Raw genomic sequence first — 20,837 nt, 5'->3', positions numbered from 1 at the left:
GATCTCACTCCGCAGCCACGGGGGCCGGTTGGGGATTCACGTCGGCGTTCGCCGCATCCTTGTCGGCGGCAGCCCGATAGTCCCGCCGCCGGGCGAGGTACTGCTGGACGGTTCCGACGATGCCCTTGGGCAGGAACAGCGTGACGCCGATGAAGAGGCCGCCGAGCGCGAAGAGCCAGAGGTCGGGGAAGGCGCCGGTGAAATAGCTCTTGCCGACATTGACGAGGATCGCCCCGATGATCGGCCCGATCAGCGTGCCGCGCCCGCCGACGGCCGTCCACACGACCACTTCGATCGAGTTTGCCGGCGCGAATTCGCCCGGATTGATGATGCCGACCTGCGGCACGAAGAGCGCACCGGCAATCCCGGCCATCATCGCAGAGACGACGAAGGTGAAGAGCTTGATGTTTTCAACGCGGTAGCCGAGGAAGCGCACGCGGCTTTCTGCGTCCCGCACGCCAACCAGAACCTTGCCAAACTTGGAGCGGGTGATGGCAGATGCCAGCACGAGGCAGAATGCGAGGAATATCGCCGAGAGCGCGAAGAGCGCCGCACGCGTCCCGTCCGCCTGGACGGACAAGCCGAGGATCTCCTTGTAGTCGGTCAGACCGTTGTTACCGCCGAAACCCATGTCGTTGCGGAAGAAGGCGAGCATCAGCGCATAGGTCATCGCCTGCGTGATGATCGAGAGATAGACGCCGTTGACGCGGCTCCGGAAGGCGAACCAGCCGAAGACGAAGGCGAGCAGTCCCGGCACGATCAGCACCATCGCCATGGCGACGAGGAACACGTCCATGCCGTGCCAGAACCAGGGCAGTTCCTTCCAGTTCAGAAAGACCATGAAGTCCGGCAGAATGGGATCGCCGTAGACGCCGCGCGAACCGATCTGGCGCATCAGATACATGCCCATCGCATAGCCTCCGAGTGCGAAGAAGGCGCCATGGCCGAGCGAGAGGATGCCGCAATAGCCCCAGACAAGGTCGAGCGCCAACGCCAGCAGCGCGTAGCAGAGATACTTGCCGAGGAGCGACATGATGTAGGTCGGCACGTGCAGCGGGCTGTCGGGCGGCGTCATCAGGTTGAGCGCCGGAATGAGCGTGGCGAAAGCGACGAGGATGCCGACGGCAATGACGATCTTGCCTTCGAGTGCACGCAGGACGAAGCCGGTAATCATGCTTCCACCGCCCTTCCCTTAAGCGCGAAGAGCCCGCGCGGACGTTTCTGGATGAAGAGGATGATCAGGACTAGCACGAGGATCTTGCCGAGCACCGCACCAACCGATGGTTCGAGGAACTTGTTGAGCACGCCGAGCGAGAGCGCTCCGACCAGCGTGCCCCAGAGATTGCCCACCCCGCCGAAGACCACGACCATGAAGCTGTCGATGATGTAGGACTGCCCGAGATTGGGGCTCACATTGTCGATCTGGCTGAGCGCCACGCCGGCGATGCCGGCGATCCCGGAACCGAGCGCGAAGGTGAACGCATCGACGAGAGGCGTGCGGATGCCCATCGATGAGGCCATCCGGCGGTTCTGGGTGACGGCGCGCATCTGCAGGCCGAAGGACGAGCGCTTCATCAGGGTCAGAAGGGCAAAGAAGATGGTCAGCGAGAACAGCACGATCCAGAGCCGGTTCCAGGTGATCGTCATGCCGCCGAGCGCAAAGGACCCGGACATCCAGGACGGATTGCCGACCTCCTGGTTAGTCGGCCCGAAGATCGTGCGCACGGACTGCTGGAGGATCAGCGAAATGCCCCAGGTCGCGAGCAGGGTTTCGAGCGGCCGGCCGTAGAGGAAACGAATGACGCCGCGCTCGATGACGAGGCCGAGCGCCGCCGTCACCAGGAAGGCGACAGGCAGAGCGATCGCCAGCGACCAGTCGAAGAGATGCGGATAGCTGGTGCGGATCACCTGCTGCACCATGAAGGTGGAATAGGCGCCGATCATCACCATCTCGCCATGCGCCATGTTGATGATGCCCATGACGCCGAAGGTGATTGCAAGCCCGATGGCCGCAAGCAGCAGAACCGAGCCGAGCGAGATGCCGTACCAGACGTTCTGGCCGGCATCCCAGAGCAGCAACTGGCCCTCGATACCGGAGATGGCCGCGTCGAGATCTGGCCTGAGGCTCTCGTCGATGGTCGAGGATACCGACATCAGGATGCCGATCGCCTCGCGCCCGCCGAGCGAGGCGACGGTTTCGATTGCGGCGCGCTTTTCGTCGGCGCTGCGGTCGGAGGCGAGCACGGAGACCGCACGCGCCTCTTCCATGCGCGCCTTGACCTCGGTGTCCGTTTCCCTGGCGAGCGCAGCCTCGACGAGTTCGAGGTTTTCCGCGCTCGGCGACTGCAGGACCGCCTGCGCGGCCGCGAGGCGCACGCCGCGATCGGGGCTGAGCAGCGTCAGCCCGCCGAGGGCCGAACGGATGGCGCGGCGGAGATTGTTGTTGACCTTGATCTTGGTGAAGGTCGCCTTCGGTGCCTCGCCCACCGTCTCGCCCGTCAGCGGGTCGATGGCGGCGAGATTGCTGCCCGCCGCCTTGGTGATGAACACTTGATTGTCCGACTTGCGGACATAGAGACCGCCTTCGGCAAAGGCTTCGAGTGCCGGCACAACGCGCGGATCGCCTGTCGCGGCTATCTCGCCGAGCAGCTCTTCGGCCTGCTTGAAATTGGCCTTGCCGAGCGCGATGATGAGGTCCCTCGGATCGGACTGGGCAAGCGAGGGTGAGGCGAGAAAGAAGAAAAGGATGAGTGATGAAATCAGGCGAATGAGCATTCTGTTGTCCCCGGTTGGCGGGGCGGTGGAGCTCGAAAAGCCCCTCATCCGCCTGCCGGCACCTTCTCCCCGTGAACGGGGAGAAGGGGTAGTTCCGCTGTGGGCGGTTCGCGAACACCCTCCCCTTGAGGGGGAGGGTCGAACCGAAGGTTCGGGGTGGGGTGACACCCTGAAGACATCACCCCCACCCATCGCTGCGCGATGACCTCCCCCTCAAGGGGGAGGTGTTAGAAGGAGGAAATCAGCTGCCCTTGCCGCCGCACTTGCCCGTGGCGACGTTGAAGTTGCCGCAGGACATCGGCTTGCGCCAATCGGAGATCAGATCCTTGGAGTCCGGCAGATAGTCGGACCATTCGTCGCCGACGACGGCAGGCGTCTCCTGCACGATTTCGAACTGGCCGTCCGCCTGGATTTCACCGATGAGGACCGGTTTCGTGATGTGGTGGTTCGGCATGACGGTCGAGGTACCACCCGACAGGTTCGGAACGGAAACGCCGATGATGCTATCGAGAACGGCGTCCGTATCGGTCGTGCCGGCAGCCTCGACGGCCTTAACCCAGGCGTTGAAACCGATATAGGCGGCTTCCATCGGGTCGTTGGTCACGCGCTTTTCGTTGCCGGTGAAGGCGTGCCAGGTCTTGATGAACTCGGCATTGACCGGCGCGTCGACGGACTCGAAGTAGTTCCAGGCGGCGAGATGGCCGACCAGCGGTGCGGTGTCGAGACCAGCGAGCTCTTCTTCACCGACGGAGAAGGCGACGACCGGGATATCCTCGGCCTTGATGCCCTGGTTGGCGAGCTCCTTGTAGAAGGGAACGTTCGCGTCACCATTGATCGTGGAGACGACGGCAGTCTTCTTGCCGGCCGAGCCGAACTTCTTGATGTCGGAGACGATCGTCTGCCAGTCGGAGTGACCGAACGGCGTATAGTTGATCATGATGTCTTCTTCGGCAACGCCCTTCGACATCAGATAGGCTTTCAGGATCTTGTTGGTCGTCTGCGGATAGACGTAGTCGGTGCCGGCGAGCACCCAGCGCTCGACGCCTTCCTCATTGGCCAGATAGTCGACCGCCGGGATGGCCTGCTGGTTCGGAGCAGCGCCCGTGTAGAAGATGTTGCGCGAAGATTCTTCACCCTCGTACTGGACGGGGTAGAAGAGGATCGAATTCAGCTCTTCGAAGACAGGCAGGACGGACTTGCGCGACGACGAAGTCCAGCAGCCGAAGACGGCGGCGACCTTGTCCTTCTCGATCAGTTCGCGGGCCTTTTCGGCAAACAGCGGCCAGTCGGAGGCCGGGTCGACGACCACCGCCTCGAGCTTCTTGCCGAGAACGCCGCCCTTCTTGTTCTGCTCGTCGACGAGCATCAGCATGGCGTCCTTGAGCGTCGTTTCCGAGATCGCCATGGTACCGGACAGCGAATGCAGGACGCCGATCTTGATCGTGTCATCGGCGGCGAAGGCGGCGGTGAACGCCGTCGTCGACAGCATGGCGGCGGCGAGCGCGCCGCAAAGATGTGCCTTCAGTCTCATCTGATTGTTCCCCTCTTTGTCAGTTCCGCAACCGGGCCGTCTGGGCCTTCGCCGTTGCTGGGGGAACTATCGGCTGCTGCAGTGCAAAACCACATACGTCGTTTGACGTATGTCGAGGGGGAAAGCTTGCGCCACTGGATCGCGGCGACGAAGGTGGGGCCGTCACATTTCAGGGAATGTGACGGCCCCTTGCTCGCTTGTGTGCGGCGTCAACAGAGCGCAAATGGGGATGTCGCTCGTTGCGGCGGCTGAGCGAAACGTTCCCTGGCGATGGCTCGGCGACGGGACAGCAGGCGGCAAAATCAGGGAAAGACACCGGTCAGGTCGGCAGCACAGCGGACGGACCTGAACGTCCTGCTTTCGACAACGGCCACTTTCATCCTCCCCCAATCATCGCGGAACGCCTTCGGTTCGTTTCGCGATGAAGAGAGTTCTAGCAGGAGGACACTGACAGAAAGCTGACGGGGAAAGGCCCGCTCGCACCGCAAGCGACGCCGGTTGCCTTTCGTCGGCGCGAGCATCATGGGGATTGCGGCGGCGTGAGATGCTCAGCCGAGATAGCCGAGAACCGCCGGCCAGACTTCAAGGAACCCGTGATAGATCATGCTGACCGTCACGTAGCTGATGACGCCTAGGCCGACATAGGCGATCCAGCGGTGGCGGTGCAGCAGGCTCGCGACGAGGTTGGCGGCAAGCCCCATCAGCGTGATCGACAGGATCAGGCCGAAAGCAAGGATGATCATGTGCTCCTTGGCCGCACCGGCGACCGCAAGCACGTTGTCCAGCGACATCGAGACGTCGGCGACGACGATTTCGGTCGCCGCCAGCAGGAACGTCTTTTCCTTTATCGTCAGCTCGGTATCGTCGGTCTCGCCCTGCTTGTGCGGTTCGTGCGCGGCACTGCGCAGTTCCGTCCACATCTTCCAGCAGACCCAGGCGAGCATCAGCCCGCCGAGAAGCTGCAACCCGACAATGGTCAGCAGGAAGGCGGTCGCCGTCGCGAAGGTGATGCGCAGCACGGTGGCGGCGAGAATTCCAACGAGGATCGCCTTTCGCCGCTGCTCGGCGGGGAGCCCCGCGGCCGCCAGGCCGATCACGATCGCATTGTCTCCCGCCAGCACGAGATCGATGGCCACGACTTCGAAAAATGCCGCCATTCCGGCTGTCGTAAAGAGCTCCATCATCCCGGACGACCCATTCCGCTGAGATTGCACGTATCCTTCGCTTATCGGACCGGCCGACGTCTCGAAAGGAGAATTTCGCCGGCCGGTAGGTTTTGCGCAGAAAACGGCGATAACCGGTGCCTCCCCGCACGTTCGCCTTCCGCATAGCGAGGGCAGAGAGCGGCGTTCTGCGAAACGCCGTCCGGCAAATCGCCCTTGCCATTTGCGCAAATCCCATGAAAATGCACAGAGAATAGTCATTTTGAAGAAGGCGCCAGTTTTTAGGCATGGCCGCACGCCAACGCATCATCCCCGTCCGTCGCGAGTACAACCGCTGGGTTGCCGACCAGACGCTCGAAGACTATGCGCTTCGCTTCACGGCGAAGGGTGCGCGGCGCTTTTCATCCTCGCGCATCTCGCAGACGGCGATCGGTGCCATCTCCTTCCTGGCGCTGGAGGCAATCGGCGGCACCATCACGCTTTCCTACGGCACGACCAACGCAAGTCTCGCGATCCTGGCGGCGGCAGTGGTCATGCTGCTCGTCGGCGTGCCGATCACCCGCTACGCCATCCGCCACGGCGTCGACATCGACCTCCTGACCCGCGGCGCCGGCTTCGGCTATATCGGCTCGACCATCACCTCGCTGATCTATGCGAGCTTCACCTTCATGCTCTTCGCCATCGAGGCATCGATCATGACCGGGGCGCTCGACCTTGCCTTCGGCGTTCCGCCATGGATCGGCTACATCGTCTCGGCGGCCGTCGTCATCCCGCTCGTCACCTACGGCGTCCGGCTGATCTCCAAGTTCCAGCTGGTCACGCAGCCGTTCTGGATCGTCCTCAACATCCTGCCCTTCATCTTCATTGCGGCCCTCGACTGGCAGAAGATCGATCTCTGGCGAGCCTTCGCCGGCATCGGCCATCCGGCCGCCGCCATGGGCGAGACCGCCCCCTTCGATCTCGTCGATTTCGGCGCGGCCTCCGCCGTCATCCTGGCGCTGATGCCGCAGATCGGCGAGCAGGTCGACTTCCTGCGGTTCTTGCCACCGGAGGGCGGGCGCCGGCTTCATCATCGCATCGCCGTCTTCCTCGCCGGCGCCGGCTGGGTCGTCCTCGGCGTGCCGAAGCTTCTGGCGGGCTCCTTCCTCGCCGTGCTGACGCTCTCGACCGGCGTTCCGGTGGGTGAAGCCGCCGACCCGGCGCGCATGTACGTGACGGCCTTCGGCTACATGATCCCGAACCACACCGCCGCCCTGCTGCTGATGGCCGGCTTCGTTGTGGTTTCCCAGCTGAAGATCAACGTGATGAACGCCTATGCCGGCTCGCTCGCCTGGTCGAATTTCTTCTCCCGCCTCACCCACAGCCATCCCGGCCGCGTCGTCTGGCTGGTGTTCAACGTCGCCATCGCGCTCTTGCTCATGGAGCTCGGCATCTACCGGCTGCTGGAAGAGACGCTCGGGATCTTCTCGATCGTCGCCATGTCCTGGCTCTGCACCGTCTCCGCCGATCTCTTCGTCAACAAGCCGCTCGGGCTTGCGCCCCCCGGCATCGAGTTCAAGCGCGCCCACCTCTACGACGTCAATCCGGTCGGGCTCGGCACGCTCCTCGCTTCGGGCGGTCTCGCCCTTGCCGCACATTTCGGGCTGTTCGGCCCGCTGATGGCCTCGCTCGCCACCTATGTGACGCTCGTCGCCTTCGTGATCGCGCCGCTGATCGCCTGGGCGACGGGCGGCAAGTACTATCTTGCGCGCAAGCCGCGGCAGGCCTGGAAGAACCTGACCGCAATCACCTGCTCCATCTGCGAGCATCCCTTCGAGCCCGAGGACATGGCGTGGTGCCCGGCTTACGCCGCCCCCGTCTGCTCGCTTTGCTGCTCGCTCGACAGCCGCTGCCACGACATCTGCAAGCCGCATGCACGGCTCGACGCGCAGACCGCGGCCGTCGCCCGCTCGTTTCTGCCGGAGGGCATCATCACGAGGCTTTCGACGCGGCTCGGCCGCTACGCCATGACCGCCGTCGTCGCGATCACCGGCATCGGCGCCATCCTGACGCTCATCGCCCATCAGGTCGGCGCGGCGTCGCCGCAGACCGCGGCCGTCGTCGACCGCACGGCGCTGATCGTCTTCTTCGTCTTCTCGGTGATTGCCGGCGTCGCAAGCTGGTTCTACGTGCTCGCCCATGACAGCCGGGTCGTGGCCGAGGAGGAATCCTCCCGCCAGAACACGCTGCTGCTGAAGGAGATCGCCGCCCACCGGAAGACCGACGCCGCCCTGCAGTCGGCGAAGGAGACGGCGGAAGCCGCCAACCGCGCCAAGAGCCGCTATGTCGTCGGCCTCTCCCACGAATTGCGCACGCCGCTCAACGCGGTGCTCGGCTACGCGCAGATCCTCGAGCGCGACGAGACGATCCCGCCGAAGCGGCAATCCGCTATTCGAGTCATCCGCCGTTCCGCCGATCACCTCTCCGGCCTCATCGACGGTCTCCTCGACATCTCCAAGATCGAGGCCGGCCGCCTGCAGGTCTATTCCAACGAACTCGACATCCAGGACTTCCTCGACCAGATCACCGACATGTTCCGCCCGCAGGCGGAGGCCAAGGGGCTCGCCTTCGTCCACGAGCGCGCCCGCGGCCTGCCGCAATATGTCCGCACCGACGAGAAGCGGCTGCGCCAGATCCTCGTCAACCTGCTCTCGAACGCGATCAAGTTCACCGACCGCGGCAGCGTCAGCTTCAAGGTCGACTACCGCAGCCAGGTCGCGACCTTCACGGTTTCCGATACCGGGCGAGGCATCGCCGAGAAGGAACTCACGCGGATCTTCGAGCCTTTCCAGCGCGGCGAGGCCGACAATGTCCGCCCCCTCCCCGGCCTCGGCCTCGGCCTGACGATCACCAAGCTGCTCACCAATACGCTCGGCGGTGAGATCGGCGTCTTGAGCGAGCGCGACAAAGGATCGACCTTCCGCGTGCGACTGATGCTTTCGGCCGTCGACCGGCCGAACACCGCGCCGGCGCCCGAGCGGAAGATCGTCTCCTATACCGGACCGCGCCGAACCATCGTCGTCGTCGACGACAACGAGGACCACCGCGACTTGATGCGCGAGGTGCTGGCGCCGCTCGACTTCGTGGTGCTGACTGCCGCCGGCGGGCCGGAATGCCTGACCCTGATCGAGGGGGTCAAGGCCGACCTCTTTCTCGTCGACATTTCCATGCCCGGCATGAACGGCTGGCAGCTCGTGGAGCGGTTGCGGGAGGCAGGACAGAGCGCCCCGATCCTGATGCTCTCCGCCAATATCGGCGACGGCTCCGTATCGAACGGCGGCAGCGACGCCCATAACGACACGATCGCCAAGCCGGTCGACGTGCGCCGGCTGCGCGACAAGCTCGCGAAGTATCTCGGCCTCGACTGGACCTATGCCGACGAGCAGGTTACGACGCGAAAGACCGGTGCGCCGGAAAGGCCGAAGCCCCCTGCCGCCGGTCACATTGATGAACTCGTTCGGCTCGGAGAGATCGGCTATATCCGCGGCATAGAGGCAAAGCTCGGCGAGATCGGCGCGGACCCGGACCATCTCGCCTTCACCGAGGCGCTCCGCGTCCATGTGCAGTCCTTCGACATTCCGGGCTATCTCGCTCTCCTGAAGACCTACGAGACGGAAAGGGTCGAAACCCGTGGCTGACGCGCTCCAACCCCGCGACATCGTGCTGCTCGTCGACGACAGCCCGGAGGCGCTCGGCTTCCTCACGGAAGCGCTGGAGCAATCCGGCTTCTCGGTGCTGATCGCGACCTCCGGGCAGGCGGCACTCGCGATCGTCGGACGCATCAGCCCCGACCTGATTCTTCTCGACGCGGTGATGCCCACGATGGACGGTTTCGAGACCTGCCGCAGGCTGAAGGCCGACCCGGCCGTAGCGCAGGTGCCGGTGATCTTCATGACGGGCCTCACCGAAACAGAGCACGTCGTGCACGCGCTGGAATCGGGCGGCGTCGATTACCTGACGAAGCCGATCAACATCGACGAGCTGCGCGCCCGCATCCGGGTGCATCTCGCCAACGCCCGCTCGGCCCGCAGCGCCCGCGTGGCGCTCGACGCCACCGGTCGCCATCTCGTGGCCTTCCGCGCCGACGGCGGCATCCGCTGGTCGACACCACAAGCCTCCCGGCTGATCCGCGAGGCGACCGGCCGCGACGACGGTGCCGATCTCGTGGCACCCGCCGTTGCCGCATGGATGACAGTCCGCGGGAAGCAGGGTCAGGGCGGGGAAGCCGCCTTTTCGTATCCGCCGGCCGGCGACGCCTTGCTGCACTTTGCGTTTCTCGGCGTGATCGGACCCGACGAGTATCTCTTCCGCCTGACGGCCGGCGCGAAGAACAGCGACGAGGCCCTGCGCCGCACCTTCGGCCTGACCGCACGCGAATCCGAGGTTCTCGCCTGGATCGCCAAGGGCAAGTCCAACCGCGACATCGGCGAAATTCTCGGCCTGTCCGCCCGAACCGTCAACAAGCATCTCGAGCAGATCTACGTGAAGCTCGGCGTCGAGAACCGCGCCTCCGCCGCAGTCAAGGCAGCGAACGTGCTGCACGAGGCGTAAGCCGGATAGGCAGTGGGCGAATAGCGAGTAGCCGAGATCCTGGCTCGCCCCGCGTCAACGGCCCCGAGAGTACACTCCCTATTCCCTATTCCCTATTCCCTATTCCCTATTCCCTATTCGCTCCCCAAACGCAGAAAGCCCGGCACGAGGCCGGGCTTTCCGTCAATCCGGTGAGGGATAGAATTAGTCTTGGAAGTACGAGTACTTGCCGTCCTCGCCCTTCTTCCAGGTGTACATGACGTAGTCCGGACGCGTGATGTCGCCCTTGGCATCGAAGCCGAGTTCGCCGATGACGGTTGCGTACGGGCCCTGCTCCTTCATCGCGGTGGCGATGGCTTCCGGATCGTTGGAGCCGACCTTCTTGGCCGCTTCGGCGATCACCTGCAGAGCTGCATAGGAGTAGAGCGTGTAGGCTTCCGGTTCGAAGCCGCCAGCGCGGAACTTCTCGACCAGGTCCTTGGCAGCCGGGTTCTTGCGCGGATCCGGAGCGAAGGTCATCAGCGTGCCGTTGACGGCGTCGCCGGCGATCGAAGCGAGTTCGTTCGACACGATACCGTCACCCGACATGAAGGCAGCCTTCAGGCCCTGGTCGGCAGCCTGGCGCTCGATCAGGCCGAATTCGGTGTGCAGACCGCCGAAGTAGACGACGGTGACGCCGGCTTCCTTCATCTTCGCGATCAGAGCCGAATAGTCCTTGTCGCCGGGCGTGATGCCTTCGTACAGGACTTCGGTGACGCCGGCAGCGTTCATCGCCTTCTTGGTTTCGTCGGCGAGGCCCTGGCCATACGGGGTCTTGTCGTGAACGACCGCGACCTTGCCGTCCTTGAACTTCTCGGCGATGTAGGCACCGGCTACCGCGCCCTGCTGGTCGTCACGACCGCAGGTACGGAAGGTGTTCCACATGCCGCGTTCGGTGTACTGCGGGTTGGTGGATGCCGGGGTGATCTGCAGGAGGCCGTTTTCGGCGTAGACTTCCGAAGCAGGGATCGAAACGCCGGAGTTGAAGTGGCCGATAACGAACTTGACGCCGTCAGCGACGAACTTGTTGGCAACCGAAACGCCCTGCTTGGCGTCGGAAACGTCGTCGCCGAGAACGATCTTGATCTGCTCGCCGTTCATGCCGCCGGCAGCGTTGATGTCGGCTGCAGCCTGTTCCGCACCCTTCTGGAGCTGAGCACCGAAAGCGGCGTTCGGACCCGTCAGCGGACCGCCGACGCCGACGAGCACTTCGGCCCAGGCGCTGCCGCCGTAGGCCATCATGGCCGTCAGCGCAACAGCAGAAAGAAGAAGCTTCTTCATATTGTTACTCCCAATTTTTTAGGCAGGTTAGGTTTCTGAAACCGTACGCAATACCCACCATCACTGCGCCGGAAATCTGTTCCACTCTGTATTGAAAGCCAGGCCCTTCTTGTCGCAATCTGTGACAAGAAAAACGTGGCTGTCAATCTTTCTTCTTCCACGAGAAGGCCGAGGTCTTCTCGTAAAGCCAGTAATAGTTATCAACCATCTGACGGGTCCGCCGGACCCGGTATCCGGCCGTCGCAAAGACCAGCAGCAGAGCGACGTCGATTACGTAATAGAAGGGGCTGATGAACGGCCCCTGAAAGAGCGCGTAATGCAGAAAGCGCATCACGACGCCCAGCAGCAATGTATAGACGATCACCGTCGGATAGTGCTGCCAGCCTTCGGCGACAGCCTTGCCCGTCCGCCACGCGGTCCAGAAACCGAGCAGCAGCACCAGGAACCGCAGGACGTAGCGGACGCCGGTGTCGGTCTCGAAAAACAATCCTTGCATGTCAAATTCCCCCTAACCCGATCAGTGATGGCCGCCTTCAAGGTAGGCCGCACGGACCTGCGGGTCCGCGAGGAGTTCCTTGCCGGTGCCGCTCATGGTGACCTGGCCGTTGACCATCACATAGGCGCGGTCCGACAGCTTGAGCGCCGCGAAGGCATTCTGCTCGACGAGGAAGACGGTAAGCCCCTCTTCCTTGTTGAGCTTCTTGATCGCCTCGAAGATGCCCTTGACGATCAGCGGGGCAAGACCGAGCGAGGGTTCGTCGAGGAGGAGGAGCTTCGGACGCGCCATCAGGGCGCGGCCGATCGACAGCATTTGCTGCTCTCCGCCCGAAAGTGTGCCGCCGCGCTGATGCTGGCGTTCCTTGAGGCGCGGGAAGAGCGTGAAGATCTTGTCGACGTCCTCGTTGAAATACTTGAGGTTGTCGAGCCCTGCGCCCATCTGCAGGTTTTCGAAGACCGTCATGCGCGGGAAGATGCGGCGACCTTCCGGCGACTGGGCGATGCGGCGACGCGCGATCAGGTGCGTCGGCATCCGCGTGATGTCCGTGCCGTCGAAGACGACCTGACCGGAACGGGCCTGCGGGCTGCCGCAGATCGTCATCATCAGCGTTGACTTGCCGGCGCCGTTGGCGCCGATCAGCGACACGATTTCACCCTGATGAACCTCGACGTTCACCCCGCCGAGCGCACGGATGTTGCCGTAATAGGTCTCGACGTCTTTTACCTTGAGAAGCGGTTCAGTGGACATCAGTTCTGCCCTCCCGATACGGCTTCGACCTCAGAAATCGCTTCATCCAATTCTTCATCCTCGACACCCAGATAGGCCGCGATGACCTTCGGGTCGTTCTTCACGTGATCCGGCGTGCCGTCCGAGATCTTCTGACCGTATTCGAGCACCACGATGTGGTCGGAAATCTCCATGACCACCGACATGTCGTGCTCGATCAGCACGATCGACGTCCCGGTATCGCCCCGGATGCTGTGAAGAAGGGCGTTGAGGGCCGCCGACTCACGCGGGTTGAGGCCGGCTGCGGGTTCGTCGAGGCAGAGGAGTTCCGGCCCGGTGCACATGGCCCGCGCGATCTCGAGACGCCGCTGCGCGCCATAGGGCAGATCGCCCGCCGGATCGTCGGCGCGATCGATGAGGTCGGCCTTCTCCAGCCAGTGCGACGCCTTTTCGATCGACTCCTTGGCGGCCCGCTTGTAGGCCGGCAGGCCGAGTAGGCCGAGAACGGTGTAGCCGGACGCCCGCATGAGCGCGTTGTGCTGCGCGACCAGCAGGTTTTCAAGAACCGTCAGCCCCGAGAAGAGACGGATGTTCTGGAAGGTACGCGCCACCTTGGCGTGCTTGGTGATCTCGAAGTCCGGCAGCCGCTCGAGCAGATACTGCTTGCCCGAACGCTGGGTGAGCGTGAGCATCCCCATCGTCGGCTTGTAGAAGCCGGTGATGCAGTTGAACACGGTCGTCTTGCCGGCGCCGTTCGGTCCAATGAGGGCGGTGATGTCGCCCCGCCGCACGTCGAAGGAGAGATCGTTGATGGCCATCAGTCCGCCGAACTTCATCGACAGATGTTCCACCCTCAGAATGTTGTCGGTCGTCATGTTTTCGGTTCCGGAGGTCATCAGCCGTGACCCTCCTTGGTAAAGCTTCCGGATACCGCCCTGCGCTCCTTGAGGAAGGCGGTGGGTTCACGCGAGCCCACGAAGCCGCGAGGCTTGAAGAGCATAACGATGATCATCGCAAGGCCGAAGAGCAGCATGCGGTAGAGCTCCGGCGTGAAGTCCGGCCCGAAGATCTGCTTCAGGAATTCCATCTCGCGCAGCATTTCGGTACCGCCGACCATGACGATCGCGGCGACCGCGATGCCGGTCAGCGAGCCCATGCCACCGAGAACGACGATCGCCAGGATCACCGCCGATTCCAGGAACACGAAGGATTCCGGCGAGACGAAGCCCTGGCGGGCAGCGAAGAAGGAGCCGGCGAAGCCGCCGAACATCGCACCAATGGCGAAAGCGGTCAGCTTGGTCGTCACCGTGTTGATGCCGAGCGAACGGCAGGCCGTCTCGTCTTCGCGCAGTGCTTCCCAGGCCCGACCGATCGGCATGCGGCGCAGGCGGATGGTCACGTAGGCCGTCAGCAGGCAGAGCGCGAGGATCAGGTAGAAGAGGAAGATCTTGTAATAGGCCGAGGACATCGGCAAGCCGAAGAGCTTGGCGAAGCCGTCGGGCGAGGCGTCGAACTTGATGCCGAACAGTGTTGCCTTCGGGATGCCCGAGACGCCGAACGTGCCTCTGGTGACGTCGGTCCAGTTGATCAGCACCAGACGGATGATTTCACCGAAGGCGAGCGTCACGATCGCCAGGTAGTCGCCGCGAAGCCTGAGGACCGGGAAGCCGAGCATGATTCCCCAGAAGGCTGCGAGGATGCCCGAGATCGGCAGAAGGACCCAAAAGGAGAGCCCGAACTGCTGCGACAGCAGCGCGTAGGAATAGGCGCCGACCGCGTAGAAGGCGACATAGCCGAGGTCGAGCAGACCGGCGAGACCCACCACGATATTGAGGCCCCAGGCGAGCATCACATAGATGAGGATCTGGATGCCGAAGTTGTCGACGAACTTCAGCGAACCCTGGATGCCGTAGATCGAGAGGATGACCGGCGGGTAAAGAACCAGCGCGAGCAGGGCGATCTTGAGGAAGTGCTTGTGGAAGAAGCTCTCCTTTGCCTCGATCTCGTGGACCGGCACCTGGGCACGGCTCGCCTTGCGCTCGGCGAGCCAGGGCGACAGGAAGCCGACGATCACGAAACGGCCGACTGCGGCGATCGCCACGAACGTGGCAAGAAGTCCCCAGCGCGGGTACCAGATCAGTGTATTGGAGATGTCCTGGTCGGTCTTGATGCCGATGTAGAGGATGAACATGCCGAGCGCGATCACGCCGGCGAAGATGCCTTCCCTGAAGGCCTTCACGAGATGACCCGACTGGGCGTTGTTTTGCACGGTTGCAGTATTCGCCATCGGATCACACCTTCTCGACTTCAGGACGGCCCAGAATGCCGGTCGGCTTGAAGATCAGCACGAAAGCCAGGATCGCGAAGGTCGCGACATCCTTGTAGGCGATCGTGAAGTAGGCGGACCAGAGCGACTCGATGAGACCGATCAGCAACCCGCCGAGAACCGCGCCGGGAAGCGAACCGATGCCGCCGAGAACCGCGGCCGTGAAGGCCTTGACGCCGGGCGTGAAGCCGTCGGCGAACGAGGCGACCCCGTAATACATCAGGTACATGGTACCGGCGACCGCTGCGAGCGCTGCACCCATGACGAAGGTGATCGAGATGGTACGGTCGACGTCGACGCCGAGGAGTGCCGCCATCTTGCGGTCCTGCTCGGTCGCTCTTTGAGCACGGCCGAGCGGCGTCTTGTTGACGATGTACCAGAAGATCGACAGCAGCACCGCCGTGACGACGACGATGATGATCTGTTTCAGAGAAACGGTGACCGCGCCAATGTGATAAACGTCGCTGACGAGCGACGGAATCGGCTTGTTGCGCGGGCCCTGTGCGACCTGGATGAAGTTCGAAAGCACGATCGACATGCCGATCGCGGTGATGAGCGGCGCAAGCCGGAAGGAACCGCGCAACGGACGATAGGCGACACGTTCGATCACCCAGTTCCAGAGGCCCGTCATCAGCATCGCAACGACCAGCATCACCAGCAGCGCGAGCGCGACCGGAATGCCTGCGAAGAACGATGTCAGGATGAGGAAGACGATCAAGGCGGCGAAGCTGCCGAGCATGAAAATGTCACCATGGGCAAAGTTGATCATGCCGATGATGCCGTAGACCATGGTGTAGCCAATGGCTACGAGGCCATAGATAGACCCAAGAGTCAGCCCGTTTATGAGCTGCTGGACGAAATACTCCATATGTTATCCCCCAGACGCGGTCGTCAACGCGTCCCTTTTTAGTTTCCCCGTTCCGGGTTTTTTGGCGTTCGGGATTTGATAGCGTTTTCGGTGAAAATGTGAAGCGCAAAAGCTTCCACACGCACATTTTGTTGGTTTCCCCCACAGATTTGGCGATTTCCGCGGCAAAACACCCAAAAAAGCGACGTAAATTGCTTCGGAAATAGTCATAGCCGGGAATCCCACCGAATTGCCGGAGAGGACGGATCGCCATGCGGACCTCCCGTCGCGGCGGCGACGGCCGTTCGCGGCAGCCGACCGACGGGCAGCACCACCGTCCCCGATGAAAACGGCGGCCGAAAACACGCGCCGGCTTTTCATCAATCCTGCCATAGCTTAACGGTGACGGCCAGCCATATTCTGGTGATCGCCTGTCCCTGAGCGCGGCAAAGAAGGAGGACGCGGAATGCAAGTACTGGACACCTTCGAGAAGGCGGCGCTCGATGCCGGGCGAGAGATCATGGACGTCTTCGACGCCGGGGCGACTGTCCGTCTGAAGGACGACGCCTCCCCGGTGACCGAAGCCGACGAGCGCGCCGAGCGGATCATACTCGCAATCCTCGGCGAAGCCTTTCCGGCCATTCCGATCGTCGCCGAGGAATCCGTCGCCGCAGGAAAGGTGCCGGAGATCGCCGACAAGACATTCATTCTTGTCGATCCTCTCGACGGAACGAAGGAGTTCGTCAACCGCCGCGAAGACTTCACCGTCAACATCGCTCTCATCGTCAATCGCGCACCGGTCGCCGGCGTGGTCTACGCCCCGGCCAAGGGTGTCGCCTACAGCGGCTCCTCTGTGGGTGCGGAAAAGCTCCTGATCGCGCCGGATTTCACCATCTCCGCCCGCAAGACCATTCACGCCCGCCCGGTCGCCGAAGAAATGGTCGCCGTCGCCAGCCGCTCGCACAGCACGCCCGAGACCGAGGCATTCCTCGACCGGCAGCGCGTTTCGTCACGGACATCCGTCGGATCGTCGCTCAAATTCTGCCTGCTGGCGGAGGGAATTGCCGACGTCTACCCACGCTTCGGCCGGACGATGGAATGGGACACCGCCGCAGGCGACGCAGTGCTGAGGGCGGCAGGCGGGGCCACACTCGACCTCGAGGGCATGCCGCTCCTTTACGGCAAGATCCGGCAGGCCGGAGACAGCGACTTCGCCAATCCCTCCTTCATCGCCTGGGGCAGGCGTCAGCCGGTCTGAGGCAGGCGTCTCCGCGGCAACGGGCGAAAAAACGCTTTCCTTTCAATGAAGAGATCCCGTTTTCGTTCACCGTCCCCTGAGCTGTGAGAAAATTCTCCGAACCTGCGCCGCGACCTGTGCCGGCATCGACCGGCACCGGACGGCGCATCAACCGGAGAAGCACGACCATGACCGATGCCACAGCCAATCTCGCCCTGCCCTACCTCCTCGCCGCTCAGGCGCAGAAGCATGTCACCCATAACGAGGGCCTGCAGCGCCTCGACGCCCTCGTCCAGCTGGTGATCGTCGACACCCTGACCTTGCCGCCGGCGAATGCCGATGAAGGGGCGTGTTACTGGACGACCGCACCGGCGACCGGCGACTGGAGCGGCAGGGAGGGCCGCCTCGCCTTTCGCCAGGACGGCAGCTGGATCTTCATCGCACCCCGCCCGGGCTGGCGCGCCTTCGACCTTCAGCGTGGGCGACTGGTCGTCTTCTCCGAGGGTGCATGGCACGACCTGCCCTTGCCGGCGGATGCCGCAGTCGAGACGCTCGGCGTCAATACCGCCGCCGATGGCTACAACCGGCTCGCCGTCGCGGCCGATGCCAGCCTCTTCAGCCATGCCGGCCACGGCCATCAGGTGAAGATCAACAAGGCCGCCGCCGCCGACACCGCATCCCTGCTCTTCCAGTCCGGCTGGCAGGGCCGCGCTGAGATGGGGCTTGCAGGCTCCGACGCTTTCGCGATCAAGGTCAGTCCCGACGGCGGCACCTGGACGACTGCGCTGGCGATCTCGCCCGCCGGTGTTGTCGAGATGGCCGGACGTCCGGCCGTGCGCGCCTCGCTCGCCACCTCGACGTTCACACCGGTCGACGGCAGCGATACGGGCTTCGATGACCTTCATGTCGCCCAAGGCGGGTTTGCGCTCGGACCGGCTCTCGGCTCGGGATACGGTCACGCGCTGACGGTTCCGGCGACCGGCATCTATCAGGTGAGCATCGGCGCCGCTCTCTTGTCCTCTTCCGGGCATGAGATCGCGCTCACCGTCAACGGAACGACCGGCATCAGCACGATCCACGGCCCTGCCCTATCGTCCGGGACGTTTCAGTCGGCCATGGTTGTGACCTGGCTCTCGGCGGGAGACGAGCTTTCCTTCCGGCACGGAGGCAGCGCCGAGCTTCAGTTCGGCTACGGCCGGACCGAGCTTTCGGCGGCGATGATCTAGGCTCGATCGGCCTAGATCAGTCCGAGCCGGCAGGCGCGGGCGATCGCCTGCATGCGATTGACCGCGCCGAGCTTGCGCAGCGCATTCTTCAGATAGCTGACGACCGTATGGGAGGAAATGTCGAGGATGATCGCGATCTCATCGCTGCTCTTGCCCTCAGCCGACCACCTGAGGCAATCGAGTTCGCGACCGCTCAGCGGTTCCGCCGGCGACGGGCGAGAGGGACCGAGGCCGTCGTCGACGAGAGCAAGACAGGAGAGATAGAGCATCGCGACCTCGTCCTCGCCGAGCGGCCTCCGTCGTCCGGAGAAGGCAAAGATCAGACGCTGGCGGTCCTGATCCTGGATGGCGAAGGCGAGCGTCCTTTCAAAGCCGCCGGAAACATCGATCGGCGCCGCGTTTCCTTGCAGGCGCCCGTCGAGAAACGGCCACTCCGAAAAGGACAGCGGCTGCAGCGTGTCACGGAGCTGGCGCACGAGCGCACTCTCTTTATAGCATCCGCTCCGGTCATACGCCTTGATGAGGCCGGAGGGCCAGTTCGAGGCGACGAGACTGTCGGCGAAAGCCGTGGCTTGCGACGCGGGGAAGGCTGCAACGAGATAGAAATCCAGTCCGAAGCGCCGCAACAAGCCGGAAAGCTTCTGCTCGCAGGAAAGCTGCTCCTCGACCGGCGCGTCGTCCGACATACGGTATGCGTGATTGCGGCCTGTCAACATGATGTCCTCATGCCCTCGCGGGCATTTCCTGAAAATGGCTGTCGATGACGAAATGCTGTTGGCCAGCGCGGCCGAGACGCAAGAACGATCCGTCTTTATGGGCGGAGGAGGGTGCGCTCGTCGAAACGAAGGCCTCGCGGCGAAGAAAATGCACTTCCGTCCGCGTTGTTTGCGGGCCTTATACATCGTTTAACGAGAACGAATACTGTTCTTTAGGAATGACTCCTATGCATTCCGCTCAAATTTACGTAGCGGCAGCCGCAGAATCGCCCAGCGGATACCACAGCCGGTAAAATGATAGAATTCTTATCAAATCGTAACTGCCTGCTTAGGCAATTTTTAAAGATGCCCGGCTAGCATGCGCTCGTGTGGTCTTGAGTATGTGTAGAGAGTCCAATGACCGATATGATCCGCCCGCGAGTAAAATACGTCATCGGCCCCGATGGCAGTCCACTGACCATCGCCGATCTGCCCCCGGCCAATACGCGCCGCTGGGTCATACGGCGGAAGGCGGAAGTCGTCGCCGCGGTGCGCGGCGGCCTGCTGAGCCTCGAGGAAGCCTGCGAGCGCTATACGCTGACGGTCGAGGAGTTCCTTTCCTGGCAGTCTTCGATCAACGACCACGGCCTGCCGGGCCTTCGCACCACCCGTATCCAGCAGTACCGCCACTGAACCGTATTGGCGGCCTGCGGGCTGAAGCCTATCTCCCACGATCCGGCGTTCGAATACATCGAGCGCCTTTTCGTTTTGCAATCCGCCTCCCATATTGAAGCGCGGTCCGCCGGTCGACTAACCGGCGCCCACCGCCGCAACATTGTCCCCAACGAGGAGCAGGAAGATGGATTTCAGCCACGACGAGACGGGATCGGGCGGACGCTACCGCGCGACGCTGAACGGCGCCGATGCCGTCATGACCTATTCGCGTACCTCCCCTCGCCTCATCATCGTCGATCATACCGAGGTCGCCGACGCTCTTCGCGGCAAGGGTGTCGGCCAGGCACTTGCCGTTCATGTCGTCGAGCAGGCCCGCGCCGGCGGCTGGAAGATCATCCCGCTCTGCCCCTTCTTCCGGGCGCAGGCAAATCGCCATCCCGAATGGAACGACGTCATTCAGTTCTGACCGGCCGACGGACCGTTCCCGCCGATATCTCCACCTGAAAACGAAAATGCCGCGACTTCTGGTCGCGGCATTTTGCAATTCGTTCTGGACGCCCTTGAGGTGCGTCCGCCTATGCGCGGGCGCGCATCTGGCTGTCGCGCTCCCCGAGCGCGGCGGCCTTCGCCATTTCGGCCTCCGCCTCTTCCAGCGCCAGTTCGGCTGCGTCCTGCTGAACCTTCAGTTCCCGGATCGAGATCTGGAGATTGTCCGCACGCTGGCGCGCCGCCTTGGCAAAGGTCGGATAGGCGAAATGGTTCGGATCGGAAATGCCGGACTTCTTCTCCTCGAGAATGATCTGGTTCTCGAGTTCTTTCGCCATGCGATCGAATTCGGACATCATAGTCTGCAGTTGTTGCAATTGCCGACGCTTCTCGGCGACCTGAAATTCCTTCAGGCGCAATAGGCTCTCACGCGACTTCATACGCAATACTCCCGTGATGCGAGACCCCCCGCCACACATGCTCAAAACTACCTGCCCTTGCCGCTCGGACGAATCAGTCTCTTCAAAAAGTCCGCCGGGGTTAACGAAAAACTACCGCTGGTAACCTTTCGTTTACGGGCATCGTTAATGATAGGCACGATCATTTAAGGGTCGGTAAATGCCAGGGTCCGAAAATGGCCTGCGACAATGATGAGTCAAATGAATCGGTTAGCGTGCTTTCCTCGCAAGTTGATTCACTTATGGCGATGCCCGAAATCTGTGAAAAAACAGGAGACTGGTATCTTTGCTTAATAAATTCGGT

The 20,837-nt window shown here is 62.8% G+C and carries 18 protein-coding genes; 6 read left to right on the top strand and 12 right to left on the bottom strand.

Annotated features, from left to right (window positions below; genetic code table 11):
* Positions 1–4: 4 nt before the first annotated feature.
* From urtC to H4I97_RS03640, 4 genes are all read right to left on the bottom strand, one after another.
* Positions 5–1,174: an urea ABC transporter permease subunit UrtC gene (gene urtC, locus H4I97_RS03655; RefSeq protein ID WP_182306584.1), complete on the bottom strand. Its 1,170-nt coding sequence runs from the start codon at positions 1,172–1,174 to the stop codon at positions 5–7.
* On the bottom strand, positions 1,171–2,775 hold the full coding sequence (urtB, locus tag H4I97_RS03650; RefSeq protein WP_182306583.1) for an urea ABC transporter permease subunit UrtB: 1,605 nt from the start codon (positions 2,773–2,775) through the stop codon (positions 1,171–1,173). Before urtB ends, urtC begins: the two co-directional genes overlap by 4 nt.
* Before the next feature lie 241 nt (positions 2,776–3,016).
* Entirely contained in the window at positions 3,017–4,306 is a 1,290-nt protein-coding gene (urtA, locus tag H4I97_RS03645) for an urea ABC transporter substrate-binding protein (RefSeq protein WP_182306582.1), read from the bottom strand.
* 548 nt (positions 4,307–4,854) lie between these two features.
* Positions 4,855–5,487, bottom strand: coding sequence for a TerC family protein (locus tag H4I97_RS03640; protein WP_182307532.1), 633 nt, complete (start codon positions 5,485–5,487; stop codon positions 4,855–4,857).
* Between the two features lie 269 nt (positions 5,488–5,756).
* On the opposite strand from H4I97_RS03640, the gene H4I97_RS03635 reads away from it, so the two are divergent.
* Together H4I97_RS03635 and H4I97_RS03630 are read left to right on the top strand one after the other, a co-directional pair.
* Positions 5,757–9,146, top strand: coding sequence for a hybrid sensor histidine kinase/response regulator (locus H4I97_RS03635; protein ID WP_182306581.1), 3,390 nt, complete (start codon positions 5,757–5,759; stop codon positions 9,144–9,146).
* Positions 9,139–10,059, top strand: a complete 921-nt coding sequence (locus tag H4I97_RS03630) for a response regulator transcription factor (protein WP_182306580.1) — start codon at positions 9,139–9,141, stop codon at positions 10,057–10,059. The genes H4I97_RS03635 and H4I97_RS03630 overlap by 8 nt, the downstream gene beginning before the upstream one ends.
* Positions 10,060–10,242: 183 nt before the next feature.
* Here H4I97_RS03630 and H4I97_RS03625 read toward each other — a convergent pair whose 3' ends face one another.
* From H4I97_RS03625 to H4I97_RS03600, 6 genes are all read right to left on the bottom strand, one after another.
* Positions 10,243–11,358 (bottom strand): branched-chain amino acid ABC transporter substrate-binding protein, encoded by a 1,116-nt coding sequence (locus H4I97_RS03625; RefSeq protein ID WP_112688615.1) that lies wholly within the window; start codon positions 11,356–11,358, stop codon positions 10,243–10,245.
* 142 nt (positions 11,359–11,500) lie between these two features.
* Entirely contained in the window at positions 11,501–11,854 is a 354-nt protein-coding gene (locus H4I97_RS03620; RefSeq protein ID WP_112688614.1) for a DUF6867 family protein, read from the bottom strand.
* 21 nt (positions 11,855–11,875) lie between these two features.
* On the bottom strand, positions 11,876–12,604 hold the full coding sequence (locus tag H4I97_RS03615; protein WP_182306579.1) for an ABC transporter ATP-binding protein: 729 nt from the start codon (positions 12,602–12,604) through the stop codon (positions 11,876–11,878).
* Positions 12,604–13,479, bottom strand: coding sequence for an ABC transporter ATP-binding protein (locus H4I97_RS03610; protein ID WP_182306578.1), 876 nt, complete (start codon positions 13,477–13,479; stop codon positions 12,604–12,606). Before H4I97_RS03610 ends, H4I97_RS03615 begins: the two co-directional genes overlap by 1 nt.
* The gene (gene livM / locus H4I97_RS03605) at positions 13,479–14,774 is read right to left on the bottom strand and encodes a high-affinity branched-chain amino acid ABC transporter permease LivM (RefSeq protein ID WP_425306242.1); all 1,296 of its coding nucleotides are present in this window, start codon (positions 14,772–14,774) and stop codon (positions 13,479–13,481) included. Before livM ends, H4I97_RS03610 begins: the two co-directional genes overlap by 1 nt.
* A gap of 100 nt (positions 14,775–14,874) precedes the next feature.
* Entirely contained in the window at positions 14,875–15,777 is a 903-nt protein-coding gene (locus H4I97_RS03600; protein ID WP_182306576.1) for a branched-chain amino acid ABC transporter permease, read from the bottom strand.
* A 445-nt stretch (positions 15,778–16,222) separates the two neighbouring features.
* On the opposite strand from H4I97_RS03600, the gene cysQ reads away from it, so the two are divergent.
* Together cysQ and H4I97_RS03590 are read left to right on the top strand one after the other, a co-directional pair.
* Positions 16,223–17,014 carry a 3'(2'),5'-bisphosphate nucleotidase CysQ gene (gene cysQ, locus H4I97_RS03595; protein WP_182306575.1) on the top strand — a complete coding sequence of 264 codons (792 nt, stop codon included), beginning with the start codon at positions 16,223–16,225 and terminating at the stop codon, positions 17,012–17,014.
* Positions 17,015–17,181: 167 nt separating this feature from the next.
* Positions 17,182–18,219, top strand: coding sequence for a DUF2793 domain-containing protein (locus H4I97_RS03590; protein WP_182306574.1), 1,038 nt, complete (start codon positions 17,182–17,184; stop codon positions 18,217–18,219).
* A gap of 11 nt (positions 18,220–18,230) precedes the next feature.
* Here the strand turns inward: H4I97_RS03590 and H4I97_RS03585 are convergent, their stop codons facing one another.
* Positions 18,231–18,935, bottom strand: coding sequence for a helix-turn-helix transcriptional regulator (locus tag H4I97_RS03585; RefSeq protein WP_182306573.1), 705 nt, complete (start codon positions 18,933–18,935; stop codon positions 18,231–18,233).
* A gap of 396 nt (positions 18,936–19,331) precedes the next feature.
* Here H4I97_RS03585 and sciP point away from each other — a divergent pair, with 396 nt between their 5' ends.
* The gene (gene sciP, locus H4I97_RS03580) at positions 19,332–19,607 is read left to right on the top strand and encodes a CtrA inhibitor SciP (RefSeq protein WP_112688600.1); all 276 of its coding nucleotides are present in this window, start codon (positions 19,332–19,334) and stop codon (positions 19,605–19,607) included.
* A gap of 166 nt (positions 19,608–19,773) precedes the next feature.
* Positions 19,774–20,055, top strand: coding sequence for a GNAT family N-acetyltransferase (locus H4I97_RS03575; protein ID WP_182306572.1), 282 nt, complete (start codon positions 19,774–19,776; stop codon positions 20,053–20,055).
* A gap of 109 nt (positions 20,056–20,164) precedes the next feature.
* Here H4I97_RS03575 and H4I97_RS03570 read toward each other — a convergent pair whose 3' ends face one another.
* Entirely contained in the window at positions 20,165–20,515 is a 351-nt protein-coding gene (locus H4I97_RS03570; RefSeq protein ID WP_129332162.1) for a flagellar export protein FliJ, read from the bottom strand.
* Positions 20,516–20,837 lie beyond the last annotated feature (322 nt).

Origin of the sequence: Ciceribacter thiooxidans, assembly GCF_014126615.1 — a bacterium.
Lineage (GTDB): Bacteria > Pseudomonadota > Alphaproteobacteria > Rhizobiales > Rhizobiaceae > Allorhizobium > Allorhizobium thiooxidans.
Note: the sequence above shows the minus strand (reverse complement) of the source record. Positions and strands in the feature narration are given on the sequence as shown.